At 71.8% G+C, this 24,593-nt stretch carries 24 protein-coding genes; 9 read left to right on the forward strand and 15 right to left on the reverse strand.

Annotated elements, in window-relative coordinates; all coding sequences use genetic code 11:
* Positions 1-26: 26 nt before the first annotated feature.
* The 12 genes from IEV64_RS13170 to IEV64_RS13225 form a co-directional block, all read right to left on the reverse strand.
* Complete coding sequence (locus tag IEV64_RS13170) at positions 27-1,118, reverse strand: aldo/keto reductase (protein ID WP_188424058.1); 1,092 nt, start codon at positions 1,116-1,118, stop codon at positions 27-29.
* Positions 1,119-1,189: 71 nt separating this feature from the next.
* A complete protein-coding gene (locus IEV64_RS13175; protein ID WP_049920549.1) occupies positions 1,190-2,374 on the reverse strand; it encodes a DHH family phosphoesterase in 1,185 nt (394 codons plus the stop codon).
* Positions 2,375-2,475: 101 nt separating this feature from the next.
* Positions 2,476-3,372, reverse strand: coding sequence for an SDR family oxidoreductase (locus tag IEV64_RS13180; RefSeq protein ID WP_007275165.1), 897 nt, complete (start codon positions 3,370-3,372; stop codon positions 2,476-2,478).
* Positions 3,369-3,788 carry a DUF5791 family protein gene (locus tag IEV64_RS13185; protein WP_004971272.1) on the reverse strand — a complete coding sequence of 140 codons (420 nt, stop codon included), beginning with the start codon at positions 3,786-3,788 and terminating at the stop codon, positions 3,369-3,371. The genes IEV64_RS13180 and IEV64_RS13185 overlap by 4 nt, the downstream gene beginning before the upstream one ends.
* A gap of 58 nt (positions 3,789-3,846) precedes the next feature.
* Positions 3,847-6,912 carry a DUF7286 family protein gene (locus tag IEV64_RS13190; RefSeq protein ID WP_188424059.1) on the reverse strand — a complete coding sequence of 1,022 codons (3,066 nt, stop codon included), beginning with the start codon at positions 6,910-6,912 and terminating at the stop codon, positions 3,847-3,849.
* A complete protein-coding gene (locus IEV64_RS13195; RefSeq protein WP_188424060.1) occupies positions 6,900-7,784 on the reverse strand; it encodes a DUF7284 family protein in 885 nt (294 codons plus the stop codon). Before IEV64_RS13195 ends, IEV64_RS13190 begins: the two co-directional genes overlap by 13 nt.
* A complete protein-coding gene (locus IEV64_RS13200; RefSeq protein WP_049920478.1) occupies positions 7,781-8,173 on the reverse strand; it encodes a DUF7285 family protein in 393 nt (130 codons plus the stop codon). Before IEV64_RS13200 ends, IEV64_RS13195 begins: the two co-directional genes overlap by 4 nt.
* The gene (locus tag IEV64_RS13205; RefSeq protein ID WP_188424061.1) at positions 8,151-8,621 is read right to left on the reverse strand and encodes a DUF7283 family protein; all 471 of its coding nucleotides are present in this window, start codon (positions 8,619-8,621) and stop codon (positions 8,151-8,153) included. The genes IEV64_RS13200 and IEV64_RS13205 overlap by 23 nt, the downstream gene beginning before the upstream one ends.
* Before the next feature lie 54 nt (positions 8,622-8,675).
* On the reverse strand, positions 8,676-10,445 hold the full coding sequence (locus IEV64_RS13210) for a pilus assembly protein (RefSeq protein WP_188424062.1): 1,770 nt from the start codon (positions 10,443-10,445) through the stop codon (positions 8,676-8,678).
* A complete protein-coding gene (locus IEV64_RS13215; RefSeq protein WP_188424063.1) occupies positions 10,439-12,406 on the reverse strand; it encodes a type II/IV secretion system ATPase subunit in 1,968 nt (655 codons plus the stop codon). Before IEV64_RS13215 ends, IEV64_RS13210 begins: the two co-directional genes overlap by 7 nt.
* A 32-nt stretch (positions 12,407-12,438) precedes the next feature.
* Entirely contained in the window at positions 12,439-12,900 is a 462-nt protein-coding gene (locus IEV64_RS13220; RefSeq protein ID WP_007274340.1) for a DUF7311 family protein, read from the reverse strand.
* The gene (locus IEV64_RS13225; RefSeq protein ID WP_188424064.1) at positions 12,897-13,529 is read right to left on the reverse strand and encodes a DUF7310 family coiled-coil domain-containing protein; all 633 of its coding nucleotides are present in this window, start codon (positions 13,527-13,529) and stop codon (positions 12,897-12,899) included. Before IEV64_RS13225 ends, IEV64_RS13220 begins: the two co-directional genes overlap by 4 nt.
* 121 nt (positions 13,530-13,650) lie before the next feature.
* Here IEV64_RS13225 and cetZ2 point away from each other — a divergent pair, with 121 nt between their 5' ends.
* Both cetZ2 and IEV64_RS13235 read left to right on the forward strand, forming a co-directional pair.
* The gene (gene cetZ2, locus IEV64_RS13230) at positions 13,651-14,733 is read left to right on the forward strand and encodes a tubulin-like protein CetZ2 (protein WP_188424065.1); all 1,083 of its coding nucleotides are present in this window, start codon (positions 13,651-13,653) and stop codon (positions 14,731-14,733) included.
* A gap of 205 nt (positions 14,734-14,938) precedes the next feature.
* Positions 14,939-16,042, forward strand: a complete 1,104-nt coding sequence (locus IEV64_RS13235; RefSeq protein ID WP_188424066.1) for a glutamate-cysteine ligase family protein — start codon at positions 14,939-14,941, stop codon at positions 16,040-16,042.
* A gap of 20 nt (positions 16,043-16,062) precedes the next feature.
* Here the strand turns inward: IEV64_RS13235 and IEV64_RS13240 are convergent, their stop codons facing one another.
* Together IEV64_RS13240 and IEV64_RS13245 are read right to left on the reverse strand one after the other, a co-directional pair.
* Positions 16,063-17,412: an alkaline phosphatase family protein gene (locus IEV64_RS13240; RefSeq protein ID WP_007274344.1), complete on the reverse strand. Its 1,350-nt coding sequence runs from the start codon at positions 17,410-17,412 to the stop codon at positions 16,063-16,065.
* Positions 17,413-17,603: 191 nt separating this feature from the next.
* Complete coding sequence (locus tag IEV64_RS13245; protein WP_188424067.1) at positions 17,604-18,455, reverse strand: hypothetical protein; 852 nt, start codon at positions 18,453-18,455, stop codon at positions 17,604-17,606.
* 144 nt (positions 18,456-18,599) lie between these two features.
* On the opposite strand from IEV64_RS13245, the gene IEV64_RS13250 reads away from it, so the two are divergent.
* The 3 genes from IEV64_RS13250 to IEV64_RS13260 are packed head-to-tail and all read left to right on the forward strand — an operon-like array spanning position 18,600 to position 21,345.
* Positions 18,600-19,040, forward strand: coding sequence for a DUF5788 family protein (locus tag IEV64_RS13250; RefSeq protein ID WP_004970073.1), 441 nt, complete (start codon positions 18,600-18,602; stop codon positions 19,038-19,040).
* Positions 19,037-20,785 (forward strand): DNA polymerase/3'-5' exonuclease PolX, encoded by a 1,749-nt coding sequence (gene polX / locus IEV64_RS13255; protein WP_188424068.1) that lies wholly within the window; start codon positions 19,037-19,039, stop codon positions 20,783-20,785. Before IEV64_RS13250 ends, polX begins: the two co-directional genes overlap by 4 nt.
* Positions 20,782-21,345, forward strand: coding sequence for a Mut7-C RNAse domain-containing protein (locus IEV64_RS13260; protein WP_188424069.1), 564 nt, complete (start codon positions 20,782-20,784; stop codon positions 21,343-21,345). The genes polX and IEV64_RS13260 overlap by 4 nt, the downstream gene beginning before the upstream one ends.
* 15 nt (positions 21,346-21,360) lie before the next feature.
* On the opposite strand, the gene IEV64_RS13265 is transcribed toward IEV64_RS13260, so the two are convergent.
* A complete protein-coding gene (locus tag IEV64_RS13265) occupies positions 21,361-22,350 on the reverse strand; it encodes a cell division protein CdpA domain-containing protein (RefSeq protein ID WP_188424070.1) in 990 nt (329 codons plus the stop codon).
* A 171-nt stretch (positions 22,351-22,521) separates the two neighbouring features.
* On the opposite strand from IEV64_RS13265, the gene IEV64_RS13270 reads away from it, so the two are divergent.
* Genes IEV64_RS13270 through IEV64_RS13285 form a run of 4 tightly spaced genes read left to right on the forward strand, consistent with a single transcriptional unit; the run spans position 22,522 to position 24,591 of the window.
* The gene (locus IEV64_RS13270) at positions 22,522-22,803 is read left to right on the forward strand and encodes a DUF5789 family protein (protein WP_007274349.1); all 282 of its coding nucleotides are present in this window, start codon (positions 22,522-22,524) and stop codon (positions 22,801-22,803) included.
* A 2-nt stretch (positions 22,804-22,805) separates the two neighbouring features.
* Entirely contained in the window at positions 22,806-23,477 is a 672-nt protein-coding gene (locus IEV64_RS13275) for a CPBP family glutamic-type intramembrane protease (RefSeq protein ID WP_188424071.1), read from the forward strand.
* Entirely contained in the window at positions 23,474-24,085 is a 612-nt protein-coding gene (locus IEV64_RS13280) for a GrpB family protein (protein WP_007274351.1), read from the forward strand. Before IEV64_RS13275 ends, IEV64_RS13280 begins: the two co-directional genes overlap by 4 nt.
* A 50-nt stretch (positions 24,086-24,135) precedes the next feature.
* On the forward strand, positions 24,136-24,591 hold the full coding sequence (locus IEV64_RS13285) for a DUF302 domain-containing protein (RefSeq protein WP_007274352.1): 456 nt from the start codon (positions 24,136-24,138) through the stop codon (positions 24,589-24,591).
* Positions 24,592-24,593: the final 2 nt, after the last annotated feature.

Below are 24,593 nucleotides of genomic sequence, written 5' to 3' on the forward strand. Positions count from 1 at the left end.
GGCCGCCCGCAGGAGCCGGCGACCGCTCACTCGAAGACCGAATCGAACGCCCGCGCCCCGAGGGGGTCGAACGTGCCGGCCGCGACGTTCTCCGCGACGTGTTCTACCGACGACGCGCCGACGAGCGCCGCGGTCACGCCGGGGGCGCTCCGCGAGAAGTTGAGCGCCCGCTGGGCCGCCGTGTCGCCCGCGAGCACCGAGTTCACCGATGCCGGAATCTCGGCGGCGAGGTCGCCCTGCGCGAGGCTGGCGCTCGTGAAGGCGTGCAGGCCGTGTTCGTGGGCGTACCAGAGGGCGCTCATCGCCTCGCCCGCCTCGGTGTCGTGGGCCTCGACGGTGAACGCGTCGGCCATCACGACGTTGAACGGGAGCTGAATCGCTTCGAGCGAGTGGTCGTCGTTGCCGACGGTCTCGGCCGCGCGCTCGGCCCGATGGACGAGTTCGGGGAGCGACAGGTAGGCGTCGTGGTCCGGCGCGACCCGGAGCGCCTCCCATGTTGCGACGCCGTAGCGGCCAATATCGTCGGCCGCGACCCGGCGTTCGAGCACCTCGAAGGCGGCCTCGACGCGGTCGTACACCGTCTCGCGGTCGGCGACGGCCAACTGCGTCTCGGGGTTGTGGAGGTAGTAGCAGTCGACGTGGTCCAGTCCCGTCAGGTCGAGCGACCGGTCGACCATCTCGTCGACGAAGGCGGGCGCGATGGTGTGACTGCCGTGTGCGAGTTCGTCGGGGTCGGCGAGGCCCGCGTCGAGGACCGTCTCGCGGACGTACGCGCCGGGGTCGGCGGGGCGCTCGCGGTCGAAGGGGACGAAGCCGGCCTTCGAGGCGACGACGACGGCGTCGCGGTCGACGTCGGCCCCGCGGACCGCGTCGCCGACGACACGCTCGGAGCGCCCGTGGCGGTAGTTCGACGCCGTGTCGACGAGGTTGACGCCGTGTTCGAGCGCGGAGCCGAGCGACTCGCGGTAGCGCTCGTCGACCGCGTCGGTCGGCTCGCCGAGGTAGGTTCCGATGCCGATGCTGGAGACGACGCCGGGACCGAACCGGCGGTAGAAGGTGCGGCCGAAGCTGTCGCCGAACCGGTCGCGGTAGGCCCACGTCGCCCGTCCTGTAGCCATGGGCGGGCCTACGGCGGCCGGCTGTTAAGGGCCACCGGTCCGCGTCCGGCGACGGCGGTCCGGTCCGAGGGTCAGATATCGCCCGACAGCGCCTCGAAGATGTGTTCGACGAGTTCGTCGCGGGGGACGGACTCGCCGTCGCCGCCGTCGGTGACGGCGTCGGGACGGATTATCTGCCCGCCGCCCATCCGGGCGTGGCCGCCGGCGCTCGCCCCGCGGTAGTGGTCGAGCGCGGACTCCAGCGTCCGACCCATGTGGACCCGGTCGTCGCGGGAGCGCCCCGAGAGGTAGACGTTGCTCTCGCGTTCGCCGCAGACGACCGCCGCGGTGACGCCTTCGAGTTGGATGAGTTCGTCGGCCGCCTGCGGGATGGCGTCGACGTTCGAGATAGTGCCGATGTCGGCGACGGCGAAGGGGCCGCGCACGTCGCGACCGGCGATGGCGCGGGCTTTCGCCTCCAGCACCTCGCGGGAGACCTCGGGGTTGGCGATGCGGTCGAGGTGGTCCTCGTTGACGCCGGGAAAGAGGAAGCCGGCGGCGTCGAAGTCCGCGGCCGAACAGCCCGCAGTGAGGTGTTTGGTGTCCGTGAGAATCCCGTAGACGAGGCCCGTGGCGACCTGCGAGGGGACGGTGTAGGAGGCGTTCACCTCGCTCGCGTGCATGTCCGGCGGGACGGGTTTCGCGCCCACGTCGCGGAAGTACTCGGCGACGATGCTCGAACACGCGCCGTAGTCGGTCCGCACGTCGGTAAAGGCCTCGCCGGTGCCGTCGCCGGGGTGGTGGTCGACGACGGCGTAGGGGAGGACGCCCTCCGCACCCGCGAAGCCGCGGGGCGCGTTGTGGTCGACGAGGACGACCGCTTCGGCGGCGAGGTCGCTCACGTGGTCGATTGGGTCTAAGTCGAGGTCGAGAACGGTTCGGAACGCGCGATTTTCTTGGTGTCGAATCTGGCCGGCGAACTGGATGGTCGGTGTGGTGCCGACCTGTTCTGCGAGACAGGCCACGCCGATCGCCGCGGCCATGGCGTCGGGGTCCGGGTTCGGATGCATGAGGACGGCGATTTCGTCGACGCCCTCCAGCGCCTCGGCGAAGCGCGTGCCCATCGGCCGCTTGAACCGAATCCCGGCGTAGACGACGAGCGCGAGGGCACCGAGCGCGACGACGAGTGCCGCCGCGACCTCGGTGTGAGTGCGCACGAACGAGTCGAGAGACTCGAAGATAGCACCCGTGTCGAACTGCCCCACCGGACCCAACATACACAACACGACCGGGGCCTACCGTATGAATATTCCCCCTAATCGAGTTGTCCAGATTGACAGAATTTCGGCGGTTCGAACCTGTCGAGCCGTGAATACGGTCAGTCGCCGTCCGCTCGGTAGGCGTCGATTGCCGCCCGGTAACCCTCCCGATACGTCGGATACGCGAACGAATAGCCGAGTTCGCGGAGGTGGTCGTTCGAACAGCGCTTGCTCGTCAGGACGCGGCGACGGGCGGCCGCCGAGAGGTCGCCCGCGTCGAGGCGTTCTTCCTTCGTGCGCTTTTCGGGGCGCGGAACGCCGCACTCGTCGGCCAGCCAGTCGGCGAACGCGTGTTTCGAGACGGGTTCGTCGTCGACGACGAGGACGGTGTCGTCGCGGGCGCGGTCGGTTTCGAGGAGGTAGGCGACGACGCCCGCGGCGTCGTCCCGGTGGACCATGTTGAGGTAGCCCGCCGTGACCGGGCCGTTCAGATAGCGGTCGAGTCGGTAGCGATCGGGACCGTAGAGTCCGGCGAACCGGGTGACGGTCCCTTCGATTCCCCGCTCGGCGGCGTGCTCGCGGGCGACGCGCTCGGCCTCGGCGAGGACGCGCGTCTTGTCCGTCGTCGGGTCGAGCGGCGTGGACTCGTCGACGAAGTCGCCGCCGTGGTCGCCGTAGACGCCCGTGCTCGACGTGTAGACGAGACGCTCGGGCGGCGAGTCGCGGGCGGCGAACCGGTCGATTGCCGTTCGGAGGCCGTCGACGAAGACGGTCCGGGCGGCGTCGGCCCCGCGGCCGCCGGAACTCGCGGCGAAGACGACGTGGTCAACGTCGGGGACCGCGCCGAGGGAGTCGGCGTCGGTCACGTCGGCGCGGACGGCTTCCGCGCCGGTCGCTTCGACGGCGGCGAGACCGTCGTCTGAACGGCGGACGCCCCACACGTCGTGGCCGTCGGCGACGAGCGTGCGGGCGAGTTCGAGGCCGACGTAGCCACAGCCGAGGACGGCGACTCTCATCGCTCGTTTCGGACGGCGATGGCGTGGTGGATGGCGGCCAGTTCGTTCAACGTGGCGGCGGTGCGGCCCTCGATGGCCTGCTGAATCTCCTGTCCGGAGAGGTCGAGGTCGACCTCGGACGCGAGGGTGTCAACGTCGAGGATACCGCTCGTCATACCCATGAGGAGGTGGTCGCGGAACTCCCAGACGATGGCGTCGGCGTCGGGGTTGTCGTCGGTGAGTTCGAGGACCGCGGCGGCCTGTTCGAGCGTGAGGTCCAACACGCCGTTCGAGAGCGCGGCTTCCGAGACACCGGCGGCCTCGGCGGCCGTCTCCGGCCCTGCGGCGTCGACTGCGCGGCGAATCTCGTCCTCGTAGGCGGCCCGCAACTCGTCGGCCGAGAGGGTTCCGGGCTCCGCGGCGGCGTCGTGCAACATACACCGCGGGTTCGGCGTTCCGGCGGCAAAACGGTTGCCACTCGGGTCGTATTGGCGGCTACTCGTCGGGCGGACAGTCGGCCGCGACGGTACAGCCCGGTCCTCCCTGCCACCCCTCGGAGCGCTCGTCCGCGTCGCCGTCGATGTCGCCGACGCCGATGCCCGACGGCGGCACCGCGACGACGATTGTCGTCTCCACGTCGAACGAGACGCGGTCGCCGCGGCCGACCGTCTCGGCGACGCCGTCGCCGTCCCAGTCGAGGGCGACGGGCGACCCGTCGCGGGCGTACGTCAGCGACTCCGTGTCGCCGCGGGCGTGGACGCGGAACTGCGCGAACTCGCCGGCGACCGCCACGTCCCAGACGTTGACCGTCGCGTACCAGGAGCCGGGGACGGGCGCGACCGGCATCCCGGCGGGGACGCGCTTGAACGGCGTGTCGAACCGCGAGTCGAGCGTGTCGTTCAGGCGGTCGGCGACCGCGTCCTCGGTGGCGTTCATCGCCGCGTCGGTCGCCACGTCGGCGACGGCCTGCTGACGGGCGGTTCGCGTCGTCTCGACCGTCCGGTTCGTGAGCCGCTGTGGGACCGTCGTCGAGCGGTCTCGGCGGACGGTTCTGAACGCCACGTCGAGGCGGCGTTCGAGGAGGTCGGCCTCGACGGTTCCCGGGGCGGCCGCCTCGACGGCGATTGCGCGCGCCGCGGAGCCGTTCGTAATCGCCAGCGCCCGGTGAGCGGGGTCGTCCCACGCGCCGAGCGAGCGCTCCAGAATCCGTTGGCGCTCCGTCACGGAGTGATTGGTGTGGTCGCGAAGCGTGTGGCGGGCGGCCGTCTCCGCGGGAACGACCGACCGGTCGACCGCGGTTTCGAGCCGGTCGCGTCTGTCGGCGAGCGTCTCGTTCGTCCCGTTCGTGTTTTCGAGCGTCGAGTCGGCCGCGAGGAGCGTGCGGGCCGCGACGCGAAGCGGGACGCGGCGGTTCGAGCCGAACACCGGTTCGAGAACGGTGTCGGCGGCGTCGCCGTAGGGGAGCGTAAACAGGTTGGTGTTGCGGGCGACGAGCGGGTGATAGGTGCCGCCGCGGGCGACCGTCGGGACCGAAGCGCCGTCGAGGCCGCCGAGCGAGAGGTACATCGGGTCCGCGTCGGGGACGAAGCGGACGCCGCTTTCGTTGCCAGTCCCGTTCGCGCCGTCGGCTCGCGAGTCGCCGAGCGCCGCGCGGGCGACCTCCTCGGCGCGGACCGCCTCCGAGAGCGACCCGAGGTCCGCGTCCCGGCTCGCGTTGTCGGCCGCGTCGCTCGCCGCCGCGGTCTGGTTCGCCCGGCGGTCGAGCGTCGCCAGCACGCGGTCGAGGTAGGTCGCGCGAACCGCGACGCGCGTCCGGTCGGCGACACCGTCGTAGGCGGTCGGTGCGCCCACGAGGTCGCGGCGGTCGGCGCGGAGGTCGGCCGCGAGTTCCGCGGCGAGGTTCACCTCGCCCGCGGCGACCCGCCGTGCGGACGCCGTCACGCGTCGGTCTCTGACGCGGTCGGCGAGCGCGACGAGGTCCGCGCGGACCCAGCGGTCGAGGCCGTCCGCCGCCGGTGCGGTCGCCTGCCGCGGCTCGGGCGGGTCGCCGGTCGCAACGTCGCAGGCGATGTCGTCGAAGCCGCCGCGCGACACGACCATGTCGGCGGCCGCGTCGGCGGCCGCGGCGAAGTTCTCGCCGTCGAGCGCGCCGCCGGGGGTACTCGCGGGGTCGAGGGGGCGCACGGGGGCGGAGACGGTGGCCGGGTCGACGACGGCCGCGAGGTCGACGCGCGTCCGCGTCTCCGTTCGCGCTTCGGTCTGGAGCGTTTCGTTGCCCCGACGGAACGTCCGAGTGGTCGTCTCGACCGTCGTCACGATGCGGGAGCCGGCGTCGATGACGACGGTGTCGGCTTCGACCGCCGGCACTCGCGTCGGCACCGTCTCGGCCGACGACGACGTGTCGGTCGAGATGCTGACGAGCGTCCACCCGCGTCCGGAGTGCTCCGGCGGGTCTTCGATTCGGGAGAGAACGTCCGTCTCGGCGTCGATTTCGACCGCGGCGCGGTGGGCGTCCGCGACCACGTCGTCGTAGGCCGGCGCGTCGCCGCGACCGTCGAGGAGGCCGACCAGCGCGTGGTCGGCGGCGGAGCCGACGGAGGCGTTGATAGTCCGGTTCGTCGGTATCTCGCGCGCGGCCGACTCCGCGGCCGGGTTCGGTGCGGGAAGCGCGTTCGCCAGTTCGGGCGCGGCGGGGACCCCGGTCTGCGAGAGCAGGCTCTGGGCACCGGCGCGGACGGCGGCGCGACCGGTCGCGCCGCGGCCGTCGGCGTCAGTCGCCCCGAACGCCTGCTGTTCGGCGAGGAGGACGCCGGCGTTCGTCGCCAGCGCGGCGTGGTCGTTCGAGACGACGTTGTCGACGGGCGCGCCGGCGTACTGGCTCCAGCCGCGGGTCCACGCCGAGGCCCACAGACCGGTCGTCACCGTCGCGTCGAGCGTCCCGCCGTCCAGCGCGTTCGCGTCGAGACGGCGCTCGAAGGCCTCGGTCCGGTCGTGGAGCGCGAGGACGGGCGTCCGGACGCCGACGGTCACGGTCGCGTCCTCGGCGGCGACGGTGCGGCCCTCGCGGGCGACTTCGACCGAGACGTTCTCGACGGTCGCGACGAGGACGGTCCCGTTCTCGCGACTCGATATGGAGACGCGGTCCATCGCGTCTCGCAGGCTCGACTCGTTCGTCGGTCGCGGCAGGGTCGCAGTCGCGTTCACGTCGCCGCGGGCGACCGAGACGGCGCGGAGCCGCTCTGTCGCGGCCAGCCCGATGCGGAGCCGGAGATAGTCGCGGAAGGGGCGCTCGTCGGAGAGCAGTCGTCCGACGGTCGTGTTCGCGGGCGAGGTGACGGGGTTCGCCGCGGCCGCGCGCGCCGCGTCGCCGACGGCCGCGCGGACGGCGGCGTCGGCCTGTGCGCTCGCGCGGTCCATCGCGTCGTCGACGCGGCGGTCGGCCACGGGGTCGTGGCCGGCGAGCGCGCCGGAGAACGTCGCGCTCCCGACGAGCAGTAACACGCCGAGCAGGGCGAAGGGAACCCGGCCGCGGTCGTCGTCGGCGAGTCTCACGGCGACCACGTCCTGACGACGACGGTGACGCGCCCCACTGAGACCGCCTCGGCGGCGGCGCGCGGGGTGTCGTACCGGTCGCGCATCGTCTCGGCGAACCGCGGGTTCAGCGCCGCCGCGAGGTCGGCGTTGGCGGCGCGGGTCTCCTCGCGGGCGACCTCGGGCGCGACGGAGGCCCCCGCCAGCGCGCCGGTCCGCTCGTACCGATGGGTCATCAGCGTCGACACCGGCTCGTCGCCGCGGAGCGCGAGCCGGGCGAGCGCCGGCGGGAACAGCCCGGCGACGGTCCGGTTTGCGACGAGCCGAGCGACGGCGTCGAAGCCGTCATCGCTTGCGGCGAGCGCGTCTTCCCGGGCGGCGGGGAACCCGCTCGGCACGTCGAGCGTCGCGGAGTGAACCGTCGCCGAGGACGGCGGCGCGGGACCGAGGGTGTCGTTCGCACGGACGGACGAACCGGGGAACGGCGTCCACGAGACGGCGACGGAGACGCCGCGGGTCGGGAGTTCGGAGGCGACGCGGGCGGCGGTCCGCTTGCGGAAGTCGTCGCGGGCGCGGGTCACGCGAGCGCCGTCGACGGTGACCGCGCCGAGCGCCGCCCGAGCGAGGAGACCGGCGAGACTGCCGTGGGCGGTCCGTTCGAGTTCGCGGGGGTCGACGCCGTCGGCATCGAGCAACGACGGGTCGGCCGCGTCGACGCCGGGCGCGAGCGAGTAGTTGACCGTCGCGGTGCCCGTCGCCAGCGACGACGCGACCCCGTCGGCGTCGACCGCGGCGTCGCCGCCGAGGCCGGTGTCCGCGCCGGCGTCCGCGGTGACGACGAGGCCGATGCTCGCGCTCACGAGAAGCAGACACACCGTCACGTCGAAGACGAGGTCGGTCATCGCCACACCTCGACGCGGAGCGTGCCGAACCCGACGCGTCCGGGTTCGGCGCGGACGGTGACCCGAGTCGAGTCCGCGTCGGCGTCGGCCGGAGCGTCGGGACCGACGGCGCGGCGGTCGTCGTCGACCGCGACGACGACGCGACAGGAAAAGCCGTCAGGACAGGCGTCACGGGCGTCCGAGAGCCGCGAGAGGACGACGACGCCCGAGTCGTCCGCGAGGGCGGACTCGACGTTCGACAGCGTCGCGGGCGCGAGGTCGCGGTCGGCGGTCGGCAACGAGTCGTCGAGCACCGTCGCGTAGCACGAAATCGCCGCGCAGACGACGACCAAGGCGGTGAGCGCGGCGACGGGCGAGGTCTGTGCCCTACGCCGAGACGACGGTGACATCCGTTTCCTCCCAGTTGACGTGGCGGACGACGAGCAGTTCGCCGGCGGGCCGCCACGAGGCGTCCCGGTCGCGTGCGGTCTCGGCCGCGGCGGCGAGCGCGGCGGGCGAGTCGAAGACGGCGCTCGGCGGTGTGCCGGCGGCGACCGAACCGAGTCGGGAGTCGGGCGTCGCCGGCGTGACTGGGCCGAACCCGAACGTGGCGTGCGCCGCGCCGCCGTCGTTTCGGAGTCCGATTCGGTGCGGGCCGAGTCGGACGGCGTCGGCGTCGAGGTCGTGTTCGGCTGTCGCGTCGTACTCGGCGACGGCCACGGTGTCGACGGCGTCGGCGACTCCCGAGGCGTCGGGCGCGGGCGTGGTCGGAAGCCCGGCGACCGTCCCGACGAGGACGGTCGCGGCCACCGAGAGCGCGGCCCACGTGTAGAGCGTATCGAGCGGTGCGTCGAGCATAGACCGGGGTGGTCCCGTCCGGGTATATAAACCTCAGCACGGAGTCGCGGCGGCTCAGACGAGCGCCCCCGCGGCGGCGAACGCGACGGCGAACGTCGTCGTCGCCGACACGAGCGCGCGACCGACGCGAGAGGCGACGAGGTGGCGGTCGAGGCCGTGTTCGACGCCGACCGAGAGCGTCGTCAGGATGACCGCCGAGAGGAGGACGTACGTGCCGACGGCCAGCCCGAGGTCACCGGTCGAAAGCGGCGCGGCGACGGCCGTCTGGTCGAGCGTCTTCGCGGGGGCCATCCCGTCGGCCAGCGCGACGGTCGCGCCGGCGACGAGCGGCCCGAAGACGGCCGCCGTGTTCGACAGCGTCTCCGTGACCGAGGCGAGTTCGCGGCGGGCCTCGGCGTCGAGTCGGGACAGCGCTGAGAGCTGGTCGGCCATCGAGACGATGGCGCGGCCGGCGGGTCGGCCCTCGCTGGCGGCGAGGCCGAGGAGCGTCGCCACGCCAGCGACGCGGGGGCTCGGGGTCGATTCGAGGACGCCGTACTCGCCGCGGAACGACTCGGCGACGCCCACGCGGAGACGGCGCTGGACGCCGACGGCCTCGTCCAGCAGGTCGCCGGTCGCGCCGGGGACGGAAGTCGCCGCGCGGGCGAGCGCGGATTCGACGGCCTCGCCCTCGCCGACGGCGCGGCCGACGAGGTAGAGCGCGTCGGGGAGGCCGTCTTCGACCGCGCGGACGCGCGCTCTGAGCGCCATGACCGGACGGGCCGCGACGAACAGCGCGGTCCCGGTTCCGAGCCCGACGGCGGCGAGCGGTGCGAGCCACGGCGCGACGAGCGCGTCGGCGGCGACGAAGCCGACGACGCCGACGACCGCGCCGCCGGCGACGCCGGGGAGACGGTGGTCGTCGACGGCGGGGTGGGAGGCGGCGACCGAGAGCGGCGCGAACGCGACGGGCCGGCGGACGAGCACCCACCCGACGGCGGCGAGGAGGCACGCGGGAAGCGCCGCGTCGTAGACGAAGGCGACGTGCGCGGCGGTGACGCCGACGCCGGCGACGCCGGCGGCGGGGAGCGCGCCGACCAGCGCGAGCGGGAGCAGGACGCCGAAGGCGTAGACCGCCGTCACCGGTCCGCGGACGGAGCCGACGAAGTCGGCGAGGCGGTCGCGGGTCCCCTCGCGGACGACCTCGTGGGCGCGGTCGAGCGCCCGGTCGCGCTCGCCGGCTGGCACGTCCGCGGCGGTCTGCAGGAGCGCGGTCGAGCGGTCGAGCGCCGGGAACCACGCGCGCCACGCGTCGGCGAACTCGGAGAGTCCCGCGGTCGGCGTCCCGCGGGCCCGGTCGGCGTGCGCGGCGAGCGAGGCCGAAAGCGGGTCGTCGCCGCCGCGCGCGGCGAACGCGCTGGCCCGCTCGACCGAGGGCTCGATGCGCATCCGGAGCGCGATGCGGCCGACGAGTTCCGGCGCGTTCCCGAGCGCCCGCGTCCGGCGGAGCGTCGCCAGCCAGACGGGAAGCGTGTGAACCGCGTGGGTCGCGCCGAGCGCGGCCGCGAGCGCGACGAAGACGACCGTGACGGTCGGAAGCCGGGCCACGAGGGCGACGAGTCCGCCGAGCACTCCGGCCGGAAGCGCCGCGCCGTAGCCCGCGGCGACGACGGTCTCCGCGTCGAGGTCGGCGTCGAGAAACGCCAGCGAGCGGCGGAGCTCGTCGCTCGGCTCGGCGTCGACGGAGTCGGGCGAGAGCCGCGCGAGCGTCGTCGCGGCCGCGTGGGCCAACCGGGACGCATCGGAGTCAGCGCCCTCGCTCGTGGCCGTGTCCGGGTTCAGCATCCCGCACCACGCTCCGCTCGGGCCGCGGCGAGGTCGTCTGGAGCCGTCCGTTCCGTCTCGGCGAGCGAGTCGAGGGAGGTGGCGCGGGCGTCGAGCGCGTCGAGCACGTCGGCGTACGACTCGCCGGGGCGCGCGAGCGACTCGACCGCGAGGCTGTCGCCGCGCGCGACCGACCCCGTGGGTTCGAGGGCGCGGCCGTCGTGTTCGAACAGCGTCTCGAACGCCGCGTCGTCGCCGACGGGGCGGACCTCCTCGACGCGGGCGACGCGGTGTGCGTCCGCGTGCTCGCAGGTGACGACGAGGTCGGTGGCGGCGAACGACGACGCCGGGACGTCGAGGTCGGAGACGACGCGCTCGCGCACGTCGGCGGCTCCGTCGCCGTGGATGGTTCCGAGGACCGCGTTCGCGTTCGCGCCGACGCGCATCGCCTCGTAGAGGACGGCGGCCTCCTCGCCCCGGACTTCGCCGAGCGCGAGCGCGCCGTCGCCCAGTCGGAGCGCCGCGTGGAGCGCCTCCTGCGGCGTCGGCTCCGGGCCGCCGGTCGTGTCGGTTCGGAGCGTCTGCACGTCGCGGTCGGCGTCCAGCAGGCTCGACGCCGGGAGCTCCGGCGTGTCCTCGATGAGCACCGTGCGAACGTCGCGCGGGAGTTCCCACAGGAGCGAGCCGAGGAACGTCGTCTTGCCGGCTCCGCGCGACCCGGCGACGAGGACCGAGGCCCCGCGTTCGACCGCGAGCGAACAGAGCGCCGCGGCGTCGGCCGACAGCGTCCCGTTGGCGACGAGCGCGGGGAGCGTCAGCGGCGTCTCGTCGTGGCGGCGGAACGCGAAGCCCAACCCGTCGCTGGCGGGCGCGGTCACGCCCGCGACCCGGACGGTCGCGCCGCCGGCCTCGACGACGGTGTCGAGCGTCGGGTCGGCGCGGGAGAACGACGCGCCGCTCACGCGTCGCAGGCGGGAGGCGAGCGACTCCGCGCCGCCGGGTGCGAGGCGGACGTTCGTCGGCATCGAGACGCCGTCGACGACGACGCGAATCGGGTTCTCCTCGGCGGGCGTCGAGACGTACACGTCCGAGACCGCGGGGTCAGAAAACAGGTCGTCGAGGACGCCGTTGCCCGCGGTGTGCTTCGCCAGAATCGCCGAGAGCGTCTCGACCGGGTCGTCCGCGTCCGCGACGAGGCGGACTGCGCGGCCCGGCGCGCGCGCGCCGGCCTCAACGGTGCCGCGGGCGAGTCGGTCGTGGGCGGCTTCGAGGGTCCGCGCGGCGCGGTGGCCGAGCGTCGATTCGGGCGGCGTGAGGTGGTAGACGGGACCGTGCGGTCGGTCGTAGCGGCGGGCGACCGCGCCGGTGTCGAGGTCGGTCGCCCCGACGAGTCGCCCGTCGGCCGGCGGGCGGGGGTCGACGCGGGAGCGCGCGAGCGTCGGCCCGACGACCGCCCGGAGCGCGTCGCCGTAGTCGGCGCTTCGAGACGCGCCCTCCGCGAGTCCTGTCTCGACGGCCGCGCGGCGGACAGGCCCGGCGCGACCCGTCGCCTCGTGGGCGGCCCCGAGCGGGTCCTCGCGGGCGCGGTCGGCGAGGCGGTCGTCGCGGAACCGGACGCGCTCTGCGAACCGGCCGGCGGCGACGAGCAGGCCGGTCGCGTCGGCGTCGTACCGGCGTTCGAGTCCGTCGGCGCGGACGACGAGCCGGTCGGCGTCGCGGGTTTCGAGCGCCTCGACGACCGTCGCGCGACAGGCGGCCGAGGTCGAAAGCGACCCGCGGTGCGGGCAGTCGCCGGCGTCGACCGCGAGCGTCAAGGTGTCGTCGTCGGGGCGGTCGGTGGGCGTCGAGAACGCCGTCACACAGCCGCAGTCGGCGGCGGAATCGCCGGACGCGTTCCGACTGTCGGCCGCGTCGGCGAGTCGGTCGCCGAGCGCGTCGGGAAGCGCCGCGGCCACGGTTTCGGAGAGAGAGTCGAGGGGCATACGGGGGCGTGGTCCCGTCCGGGTATTTGAACCTACGCCGCCGACGAGTTGGCGGTCGCGGGGGCGATGACGACGACCGAACCGCCCGCGTCGGCTTCGAGCGTCAGTCTGAGCCGGTGTTCGCCCGGCCCGAGGACGAGTCGGTCGCCGGCGACGCGAGTCCGAGGGCCGCCGACGCGACGGACGACGGTCGGGCCGCCGGCGACACCCGCCGCCAGTTCGACGCCGTCGCCGCCGCGAACCGTGAGGTTGGAGACGCCGGCGGCCCGCCACGACCCGGAGGGAACGTCGAGGACGACGTGCCGCCGCGCGCCCGCGACGCCGGCCGGCGTCGGGTCTTCCGCCGCCGCGAGCGCCGTCGCGGCGTGCGCGATGTCGTCGGCCATCGAGCCGACTTTCACGGTCGTCGCGTCCGCTCGGGCCGCGTCGGCCGCCGGGAAGACGACGCCCGCGATGGCGACCGCGAGCAGACACGTGAGGACGACGCGAATCACAGCGCGTCGCGGAGGCGAGCGGCCAGTCCGCGGTCGGCGGAGTCGTCGCGGGAGTCGGTGGGTGCGCGGGAATCGGTGGATGCCCGGGAATCGAGCGCGGCGCGAGACTCGGGTGCGGGGCCGGTGGCGGTGCCGGTCCCCTCGGCGCGCTGGGAGTCACTGCCGTCTCCGCCATCCGACCGGCCGGCGTGCGACGCCGCCTCCGTGGCGAGCGCGTCGGCCGACCGCGACCGCACGGGCGACGCCGTCTCGTCGACGAGCTCCGATTCGAGCGATTCGGCCTTGGCGAGCGCGGCGTTCGCCCGGCGTTCGACGTCCTCGTTGACGGCGCGGACGCCGCCGAGGTAGCCGCGCATCGCCTGCGTCGCGGCGTCCATCTCGTCGAGGCGCTCGGTGAGCGACTCGACCGCCGATTCGAGTTCGGAGACCCGGTGTTCGACGGCCGCGAGGTCTTCGAGCGACGAGAAGTCGGCGTCGCCGTCGGTGATGGTGCGTTCGACCGCGTCGAGCCGCGCGGCGAGGGCGGCCGTGCGGTCGGTCGTGCGGTCCGCCGCGGGCGGGGCGCTGGAAGCGGACGAACCGAGCGTGGCGTCGGCAACGGCGTCGGAGTGAGTCGGGTCGGGCGTCATAGGTCGGCGTGGTCCCGTTATCTGTCATAAAGCTCCGGGTCAACGGCCGGGTCGAACGCCCCGGTGAGTTAACAGTACTCATGTGAGGAATGTTCAAGGCGGCCGCCCGAGTGAATCATGTATGAAAACCGTCCTGATTGGTGTGGGGCAGGCGGGTGGGAAGCTCGCGTCGGCTCTCCAGTCGTTCGACCGGCAGATGGGGTTCGGCGCGGTGCTCGACGCGGTCGCGGTGAACACCGCGAAGGCGGACCTCCAGTCGCTTCCCGTCGAGACCGTGCTCATCGGCCAAGACCGCGTCAACGGCCACGGCGTCGGCGGCGACAACGAACTCGGCGCCGCGGTCATGGAGTCCGACCAGACCGAGGTCATGTCCGCCCTCGACGGTCGCGTGACGGCCGAGGCGGAGTCGATTTTCGTCGTCGCCGGACTCGGCGGCGGCTCCGGCTCGGGCGGCGCGCCCGTCCTCGCGAAGGCGCTTCGCCGCGTCTACGACGTGCCGGTGTACGTCCTCGGCATCCTCCCCGGGAAGGACGAGGGGGCGCTGTATCAGGTGAACGCCGGTCGGTCGCTCAAGACCGTCGCCCGCGAGGCCGACGCCGTCCTCCTCGTCGACAACGACGCGTTCCGCTCGGCCGGCGAGTCGATGAGCGAGGGCTACGACGCCATCAACGACGCCATCGCTCGCCGCGTCGGCCTGCTTCTCGCGGCCGGCGAGGCCACCGAGGGCGTCGGCGAGAGCGTCGTCGACACCTCCGAGGTCATCAACACCCTCCGTTCCGGAGGCATCGCCGCGCTCGGCTACGCGAGCGCCGAGGCCTCCCCGAACGCCGAGGACAACATCAACGCGGTCATGAGCACGACCCGCCGCGCCGTCCTGACGGGCACGAGCCTGCCCGACGCGAGCGACGCGGACTCCGCGCTGGTCGTCATCGCCGGGGAGCCGGACACCATCCCGCGGAAGGGCGTGGAGCGAGCGCGTCGCTGGGTCGAAGACGAGACCGGCAGTATGCAGGTCCGCGGCGGCGACTTCCCGCTGGAAAGCGGCCGGCTCGCGTCGCTCGTCCTCCTCGGCGGCGTCGAGCGCTCCGAGCGGGTCGAGTCGTTCATGGAGCGCGCCCGCGAGGCCGTCGACAAGGCGGAGACCGAACCCCGAGAAGACCCCAAAGAGATGTGGCACAGCGACGACCTCGACGACCTGATGTGACAATCGACTGCGGTCGTTTGAGGCACGAACGACTAGCGAACGGAAGCTTTTGAAAACGATTGTCCAGCGATTCCGCGGCGACTATGCAGTCTGCGAATGTTTTTTCCGTCTCCCCGCCCACCCATGGTATGTGTTAACAATGTTTTCTCACGGAGGAGCGAAACGATGCGTGTGAGACTATACTCGGCGCAACGCCGGGGTCACCATGTCTGAGTCGACCTCGAACCCGCTCCGGCGAAGTATCGAAGTCGAGTACTGGGTCGTCGAGGAGGACGGGTCGTTTACCGACCCGGGTGGGCTCGTCGACGCCTCTCCCGGGGCCGAACGGGAGTTCGTCGAGCCGGTGTTGGAGGTGAAGACGACGCCGTGCGACTCGGCGGCCGAGTTGCGAGAGGAGCTGTACGAACGGCTCGGCGACGTCCTCGCGCGGGCCGAGGAAGTCGGCAAGCGACTCGTCCCGCTCGCCACGCCGCTCAGCGAGGAGGCGGTGACGGAACTGGAGAGCGACCGGACGCGCATTCAGAACCGCGTCGTCGGGTCGGACTTCCAGTACGCGCGACACTGCGTGGGAACGCACGTCCACGTCGAACAGCGCCCCGGCCGCGAAATCGACCAGTACAACGCGCTCGTGGCGCTTGACCCCGCGCTGGCGCTCGTGAACTCCTCGCCGTACTACGACGGGAAGCGGTTGGCGGCGGGCGCGCGGTCGAAGCTGTACCGCCGGATGACCTACGACGACGTGCCGCATCAGGGGCGGCTGTGGCGCTACGCCGACGACACGCGAGAGTGGTCGCGCCGCCTCGAACGCCGGTTCGAGGAGTTCCTCGTGCGCGCCGAGGCGGAGGGCGTCGACCGGGCGACCATCGAGGCGAACTTCGACCCCGAGAGCGCGATCTGGACGCCGGTGCAACTCAGAGCCGAGTTCGGCACGGTCGAGTGGCGCTCGCCGGACTGTTCGCTCCCGAGCGACGTGGTCAGACTGGCGAACAGCGTCGCGGGCGTGGTGAAATACCTCGACGACGCGACCCTCAGAATCGACGGCGACGACGGGCGCGTGACGGACGAACAGGTCGTCCTCCCCGAGTTCGACGCGGTGCTCCGGTACGTCAACGCCGCCATCGAGGACGGACTGGACTCCGCGGAGGTGCGGTCGTACCTCGATCGGATGGGGTTCGACGTGGACGCCTACAGCCCGGTGTCGCACGAAATCGACGGCCGCGAGACGGTCACGCCCGCCGACGCGCGCGAGCTACGACTGACTCACGCGGACCGGCTCGAACGGGACGTTCGGAGCGCGGTGCGACAATAAGAGGAGAGACCGCCGACCGCTTACTGCTGGATGAGGCTCGCGCCGTCGAGTTCGGTGCGGCTGTACTCGACGTCCATGAGGTCGAGGATGGTCGGGGCGATGTCGTAGAGGTCGGCGTCCTCGATGACCGCGCCGGGGTCGTCGACGTACAGCGTCGCGTTGTCGAACGAGTGCATCCCGTTGCGGGGGCCGACGCCGAACACGTCGTCGTGGCCCTTGAAGCCGGACTTCAGGTCGAAGCCGTGGTTCGGGATGACGACGAGGTCGGGGGCGATGTCGTCGTGGTCGCCGCGGAAGGCGTCTTCCTTGACGACGACGCGGTCTGCGACCTTGTTGCCGTCGGGGCCTTCGAGCGCTTCGAGTTCGGCCTTGAGTTCGTCGCGGACCGACTCGTACTCCGACTGCGGGACCGACCCGCGGGGCTCGCGGCCTTCGAGGTTGACGAAGAACCGACCGGGGATGAGCGAGTACGCCTTCGAGTCCTCGTCGATGTCCGAAAGCGAGTCGTGGTCGTCGTCCTCGTAGGAGAGCCAGCCGTTCTCTTCGAGCCACGTGTTGCAGTGGACCTCGTAGTCGAGGGAGGTAAAGCCGTGGTCGGACGCGACGATGAGCGTCACGTCCTCGGGGAGGGCGTCGCGGATGCGGCCGAGGTAGTCGTCGACGGTGCGGTAGAACTCCATGAAGGCGTCTTTGTTCTTCCCGTCGCGCTCGTAGTCCTTGAACAGGAAGTGGTTGACGCGGTCGGTCGTCATGAAGACGCCGAAAAAGAGGTCCCAGTCGTCCTGGTCGATGTAGCGCTCGAACGCCTCGTAGCGCCGGTCGAGCGTCTTCCGGGCGTCCTCCATGAACGCGGTCTTGTCGTCGTCGTGACCGAGTTTCGCGTTCACGTCGATTTTGTAGTTCATCTCGGAGAGCGCGTCGCGGAAGTCGTCGGGGTAGGCGGCCTTGTCGACGCCGGGCGAGAGGAAGCCCGAGACCATGCGCTGGACGTTGCGCTGGGGCGGGAACGTCACGGGGACGTTCATCACGGTGGCCTTGCGGCCGGCGTCGGTGACGCGGTCCCAGACGCGGGTGGCCTGCACGTCGCGGCCCATCGGGACGTACGTGTCGTAGGAGCCGACCTCGCGGTCTTGGAAGCCGTAGACGCCGGTCTCGCCGGGGTTGACGCCGGTCGTCAGCGCCGGCCAACACGCCGAGGACTCCGGCGGGACGATGCTGTCGATGTCGCCCGCCGAGCCCTCGTCGGCCAGCGCCGCGAAGTTGGGGAACTCGTCCGGATGCTCAGAGAGGAGAGTGAACGGGACCCCGTCGATGCCGATGAAGGCGACGCGGGGGTGGTCTTTGCCGCGGAGACGGTCGAACAAACCCATACCTCACGGTATCCGAGACGAACCATAAGAAGGTTCGTCTCTCCGCCGGAGTTTGCGACGAGAGACGACGGATACGCGGCCGCTGTCGGAGAAAGCGGCGAATCTCTCCGGGCGACCGCGCGGCGCTGGCCCGTCGGGGACCTGTCAGACGCGAATCAGGCCATCGACCGCCCTGCGACTCTCCGGGAATGTCACACTCGCGGTTGCCCCGCGGAGAGCGGGCGCTCCCGCGCGACCGCGGTCCGACCGCTGGTCCGAAGCTCGCTCGCGGCGACGAACGCCAGCCCCCACGCGACGAGCGCGATGGCCCACATCGTCCCCACGCTGGACACCTGCGTCGGGAAGGCGAGCGAGACCGCGCCGAAGTAGACGGCGAGGCCACCGGTCAGCCACGCGACGACGCGGTGTCCCGGCGCGCCGGCGGCCGCGACGAGGCCGAGCAGTAACAGCCCGATGGCCATCGCCGCCATCTCCATGTAGTGGCCGGCGACGGCGTGAACGTCGCCGGTCGCCTGCAGGCCGAACTGGTTGCCGGCGAACGCGAGCACCGGGAGCGCCGCGACCGCGACGAGGCCGAGGAGCGCCGGGCTGTAGTCGTCACCGACCGAGACGACGTCGCGGCCCGCGGGGTGGAACAGCATCATCAGCCCGGTGAGCACGAAGAAGGGGACGACCTCCTCGACCGGCCCGCCGCCGACGACGGTGCCGACGAGCACGAGCGTCGTCACCGCGAAGGCGACCTGCATGAGCGCGACGCGCTTCAGCGGCCGGTACAGCTGGCTCGCGACGCCGAGGATGAGTATCCAGACGTTCGCCGCGATGACCATCAGGTGCAGGCGGTGCTCGGCGAGCACGTCGCCGCCCGCGCCCCAGCCGACGACGGCGAACGACAGGAGTTCGCTGACGAAGACCGCCGCCATCACCAGCGTCACGACCGCGAGCAGGTAGAACGCGTACAGCCGGGCCCGACCGAACGCGGTCGCCGCGTCTCCGGAAGCGCCCGGAGCGTCGCCACTACTGCGTGTATTGGTGTCAATTGGCATAGTCCGGGAGAGAGTACGACGGCCGAGAGAATAACCGTTATTCGGGGGTTTCAGACCTGTTTCTCGGCGGGACGCTCAGTCCGGCGGGGAGTTTGCACCGCGTCGGGCGAAGGAGCGAAGTGCCGCGCGGGACAACGACAGGGCGTGAAGGAGTTCGAGCGTAAACAGCTCTTGGAGCGCGTCAATCGGGAGGGTGCGACCGTCGGTGCACAGATTCCCGACCGCATCGAGGTCCAAGGCGAGGAGATAGACCTCAGGGAGTTCGTCTTCGAGATAAAGCGCCGCGACACCGTTCCGTCGGGCGAGAAAGAGCGCGTCGACCAGGCGAAGCGGAACCTCCGCCGCGAGCGCCTCGAACGGCTCCAGCGAATCGAGGACAACGAGGTGAGCTACGACGAGGGGCGGCGGCTGGCAGAGGATATCGTCGGCATCGACCGGGCGCTGAACGCCCTCGAACAGCTTCGGCCGGTCGACCTCGAACAGGAGGAGAGCCACCAGAACGCCGCGGACCAGAAGCGCTGGATGAACTTCCTGAAGAAGGCGCTGGGCCGCGACGGCGGCAAGGGCAAACGGGGCGGTCGATGAGCCGAAACGACGAGATAGCGACCCTGCTGGAGGAGTTCGCCGACCTGCTGGAGGCGAAAGACGTGGCCTACAAGCCGTCGAGCTACCGCCGCGCCGCCGAGAACGTCCGCGAGCATCCGAAACCCGTCGAGGAACTCGCCGAGGAGGGCGAAGACGCGGTGCAGGAAATCGACCGCGTCGGCGACGCCATCGCCTCGAAAATCGTCGAGTACGTCGAGACGGGCCGCATCGAGGAGTTGGCGGAACTCCGCGAGGAGTTGCCGGTCGACATGGCCGGCCTGACGAGCGTGGAGGGCGTCGGCCCGAAGACGGTCGGCAAACTGTACGAGGCGCTGGGCGTCGCCGACCTCGACGACCTCGAAGCGGCCGCCCGCGAGGGGAAGATTCAGGAGGTCAAGGGGTTCGGCGCGAAGACGGAGGCGAACATCCTCGACGGCATCGAGTTCGCCCGCGAGGCGACCGGCCGCGAACTGCTCGGGAGGGCGCGGCCCGTCGCCGACGACCTGCTCGCGCACCTCGGCGACCACGACGCCGTCGGGCGAGTCGAACCCGCGGGGTCGATGCGGCGGTGGCGCGAGACGGTCGGCGACATCGACGTGCTCGCCGAGAGCGCCGACGCCGCGGCCGTCATCGACCGCTTCCTCGCGTGGGACCTCGTCGGCGACACCATCGAGGCGGGCGAGCAGAAGGCGAGCGTCCGGGTGAACGGGATGCGGGTCGACCTCCGCGTCGTCGACCCCGCGGAGTACGGCGCGGCGCTCCAGTACTTCACCGGGAGCAAGGACCACAACGTCCACCTCCGCAACATCGCCATCGACCGCGGCCTCAAGATGAACGAGTACGGGATGTTCGACATCTCGGACGTCGAGGACCCCGACGACGCCCCGCGGGCCGGCACGCGCGTCGCCGGCGACACCGAGGAATCGATGTACGCCGCGCTCGACCTCCCGCTGGTCCCGCCGGAGATGCGCGAGGACACCGGCGAAATCGAGCGCGCCGCCGACGGCGACCTCCCGGACCTCCTCGCGGAGGGCGACCTACGCGGCGACCTCCACACCCACACCGACTGGTCCGACGGCGACAACACGGTCGCCGAGATGGTCGCGGCCGCCGAGGAGCGCGGCTACGACTACCACGCCGTCACCGACCACGCCACCGGTCCCGGCATGGTCGGCGGCGTCGGCGTCGAGGACGACGACCTACTCGACCAGATTGACGAGGTCCGGGCCGTCGCCGCCGACGCCGACATCGCGGTGTTCACCGGCGTCGAGGCCAACATCGACGCCGAGGGCGGTATCTCCGTCGCCGACGACGTGCTCGACCAACTCGACGTGGTCGTCGCCTCGCCCCACAGCGCGCTCGACCAGGACCGCGAGACGGCCACCGAGCGACTCGTCACCGCGATGGAACACCCCGCGGTGAACGTCCTCGGCCACCCGACCGGCCGGCTCATCAACCAGCGGCCCGGCCTGCCGCTCGACCACGAGCGACTCGCCGAGGCCGCCGTCGACAACGGCGTCGCGCTCGAACTCAACGCCAGCCCGTACCGTCTCGACCTGAACGGCGAGGCGCTCAAAATCGCCGTCGAGGCGGGCGCGACGGTCGCCATCGACACCGACGCCCACCGACCGGGCGAACTCGACCACGCCCGCTACGGGGTCCACACGGCCCGTCGCGGCTGGGTCGAGACCGCGGACGTGCTGAACGCGCGGTCGGTCGAGGGGCTGTCCGACTTCCTCGCGTGACCGACGACGTCGGGCCGGACCATCCCGGCACGGTCGCCTCGGGCGTCGACCGCGGCGCTCCCGGCGACACCGCGCTCCTCCTGGACGTGATGCTCGGCAAGCTCGCCACCTACCTGCGGATGTGCGGCTACGACGCCGAGTACGCGCTCGACGGCGGCGACGAGGCGGGTGAGTCCGACGGCGGCCGCGACCCCCGAACCGACCCCGGCGACGACGGACTGCTCGCGCGGGCGGACGCCGAGGGTCGCGTCCTCCTCACCCGCGACGTGCGACTGGCCGAGCGAGCGCCGCGGAGCGTCCTCCTCTCCGAACGGGAGCCAATCGCGCAACTCCGCGAACTCGAATCGGTCGGCTTCGCGGTGTCGCTGGACGAGGAGCCGTCGCGCTGTGGCGTCTGTAACGGCCGCGTCGAGGCCGTCAGTCGCGGCGAGTCGGTTCCCGACTACGCGCCCGACCCGGCGGAGACGGCGCTGTGGCGGTGTCGGGACTGCGGACAGGTGTTCTGGCGCGGGAGCCACTGGCGCGACGTGGAAGCGAGATTGAACGGCGAAGAAGGGTAAGCGGTCGTCGGAAGACTACTCGCGGCGGCGCGGGAACCACTCGTCGCAGGCTTCCATGTCCTGCATCATCTCGTCGTGGGCCGCGCAGTAGGGCTTGAGACCGTCCGAGGTGCGGACGTACTCGAAGTACGTGCAGTTGCCGCAGTAGCGGTCGCCGACGGTGGCGTTCGCCGGGCGGTCCGCGTCGGGGTGGTCGGCCGCGCCCGCCGGCGAACGCGCGGATTCCGCCGACTGGACGGTGTCGACGCCGGCGGAATCCGCCGTCGCGGTGTCGGCGGCGTCCGGCCCGCCTGACGACGCCGAGGGTTCGACGTCGAGCGGGGTGATGTCCTGGGTCGACGCGCCGCCGTCGGTCGCGCCGGCGCTCGCGGTCGTCCCCGACCCGGCGGTTGAGGTCGACTGATTCGTCTGCGTCTGGACGTCGCCGTCGGGCGTGCCGCCGAGGAACCCGATGCCACCGAGCCCGCCGCCGCCGGAGTTCTCGACTTCGACGACGCGGGTCTCGCCCTTTTTCGTCACCTGCACCGTCGCCGTGCCGCCGGGGTCGTTCCGCGTCTTGAAGTTGGCGACGCCGACGAACAGACACCAGAACGTCGTGACCGTGCCGAAGAAGTAGACGGCGACGGTTTCGAGCGTGAGGTCGGTGAGGCCGGCCCCGCAGGTCGCGCCGGTCCACTGGCACGGGTACGCGTGCGAGAAGAGCGCGACGCCGAGGACGGCGATGCTCGCGCCGATGAGCGACGCGGCGCGGGTTCGACGGCTCGCGGGGAGGACCGCGAGGACGCCGAGGAAGACGGCGGGAACGCCGATGCCACCGAGGATGCCCCCGAGTTCGCGCGCTTCGCCGAGGGTCGCCCCGCCGGACGTGTACACGTCGGTGGTCGCGACGACGATGCCCGCGACGACCAACAGCACGCCGAGGAGGAACCCCCCGAAGCCCAGGGACAGCCGTCGGAGACTCGGCCCGCCCCGGCCACCGTGGTACGCCTCCGAAAGACTAGTCATGGCCCCGACTACGAAACCAGTCCCTAAAACGATGCGTCAGACGAGTATCTACTTCTCGACACGTCACAGGCCGTCGACACGCGCACGGCGACCCGATACGCCGCCGGCGGCGCGGCGGCGGCACATGTGAATCTCGAAGGGATTATCATGCGCGGTGGCTAATCCCCGCGCATGGCTGACGAGGAAGCAGACGAGGCACCCGCCGTCGAACTCGGTACGGGCGCGTCCGTCGAAGGTGCGCCCCTCGCGCGCGTCGCCTCCCGACTGACGTGGCCGCAAGAAAAGAGCAGTATCCTGAACAAAGAAGGCGACGCGGTCATCCGCACGCCGGACGGCCCCCAGAGCCTCGAAGACGTGCTCGCCGAGGCCGACGAGACCTACTTCGAGACGCGACAGGCCTTCGTCGACGACGTGCTCGACATCGTCGGTCGCGGCCCGGTCCAGACGGACTAGCGGTGTTACGCCGCCGGCTCGCCGGTCTCCCGTGGCTCTACCGCGCCCTCGTCGTCGGGGGCGTCGTCGGAGCCGCGTGGAGCCTCTGGCCGCTTCCCGCCGGCGACCTCACCTACCGCGCGGTCCACGACGCCCTCCTGTTCATCCTCGTACCCGGAGCGCTCGCGCTCGCCCACGGCCGCAACCTCGGCTGGAACGTCGACCGCGCGGCGCTCCGAAACACGCTTTTGCTCGCGCTGTTCGTCCTCCCCTTCTACCTCGTCGGGTCGAGCCTGCCGTCGATTCGGGCGTACTACCCGATGTGGCACACCTCGACCGCGCTCGCGGACTTCCTCCCGCACGCCGCCCAGCAACTGCTCGTCGTCGTCGCCGCCGAGACGTACTACCGCGGCCTGCTCTGCGTCGGCGTCCGCGAAATCGGCCGGAAGAGCGCGCTCATCAGTCCGATTCTCTACGCGTTCCACCACGTCGGCAAGCCGCCGATAGAGATTCTTCTGTCCGCTCCGACGGACGTGCTGTTCGGCCTCGTCGACTACGAGAGCGACTCGATTCTCCCCTCCATCGTCGCCCACGGCGGCGGCCTCATCCTCTTGGACTGGCTCGTGCTTCACCCGCCGCTGTTCCCGCCCGACCGGGTCGCCGCGGCGCTCCAGTGGCTCCCGATTCCGCTATGAGCGACGATAACGACGCGGCCGAGGCGGACGGCAAGCCGTCTCCACCGTCTCCGTCGCTCGGCCTCGCCCGCGGCACCGTCGAACTCGCCGCGCACGACCCGCGCTGGCGCGAGGCGTACGAGCGCGAGGTCGAGCGCCTGCGACCGCGACTCGGTGGCGCAGGAGGCGACGACAGCGTCCGATTCGAACACGTCGGGAGCACCGCGGTTCCGGGGCTGGCCGCGAAACCCATCGTCGACCTGCTCGTCCTCGTTTCCGACCTCGACGACGCCGAGGGCGTCGCGCGGGCGCTCGAAGCCGCGGGCTACGAGGAGCGCCCCGACGACGACGTTCCCGACCGCCGATTTTTCGTCCGCGGCCCGCCCGGGCGGCGGACGCACTATCTCTCCGTGACCGAAGTCGGGAGCGACTGCCACCGCGAGCAGGTCACTTTCCGCGACGCGCTCCGCGCAGACGACGACCTCGCGGCCGAGTACGAGCGACACAAGCGCAGGCTCACCGAGGCGCACCCCGACGACCGGAGTCGGTACACGAACGCGAAGGCGTCGTTCGTCGAATCCGTGCTCGACGACGCCGCGTCGTGGGAAGGCGACGACTCGCTCGTGTAGGTCGAGCACACTACCATAGCTTTTCCCCGCCGGGGAGTCAAGGGTGGGTCATGGCACTCCCAATCGACCCCAGCGCCATCAAACCGGAAGACATCGGCGAGGAACGCGTCGTCCTCGAGATGGAACACGAGGCGGCAATCGAGCGCGTCCGCGAGGCCTTTACCGACGCCGGGTTCGGTGTCGCCACCGAATTTTCGCCCTCCGAGATGCTCAACGAGAAGGTCGACGCCGGCCGCGACCCCTACTACGTCCTCGGCGCGTGTAACCCGAACATGGCGGACCGCGCGCTCGACGCCACCGACAACAAGATGGGCGGACTCTTCCCGTGCAACGTGGTCATCTGGGAAGAAGAGCCGGGTAAGCAGGTCGTCTACCACCTGAGCATCATGCGCGTCGCCCGCCTCATCGGCATCGCCCCCGACAACGACGAGATGGCCGATATCATCGCCGACACGGGCGAACTCGTCGAACAGGCGCTCGCCAACCTCGACGCGGCCGAGGCGTAGGC

The organism is Haloferax sulfurifontis (assembly GCF_014635105.1).
Lineage (GTDB): Archaea > Halobacteriota > Halobacteria > Halobacteriales > Haloferacaceae > Haloferax > Haloferax denitrificans.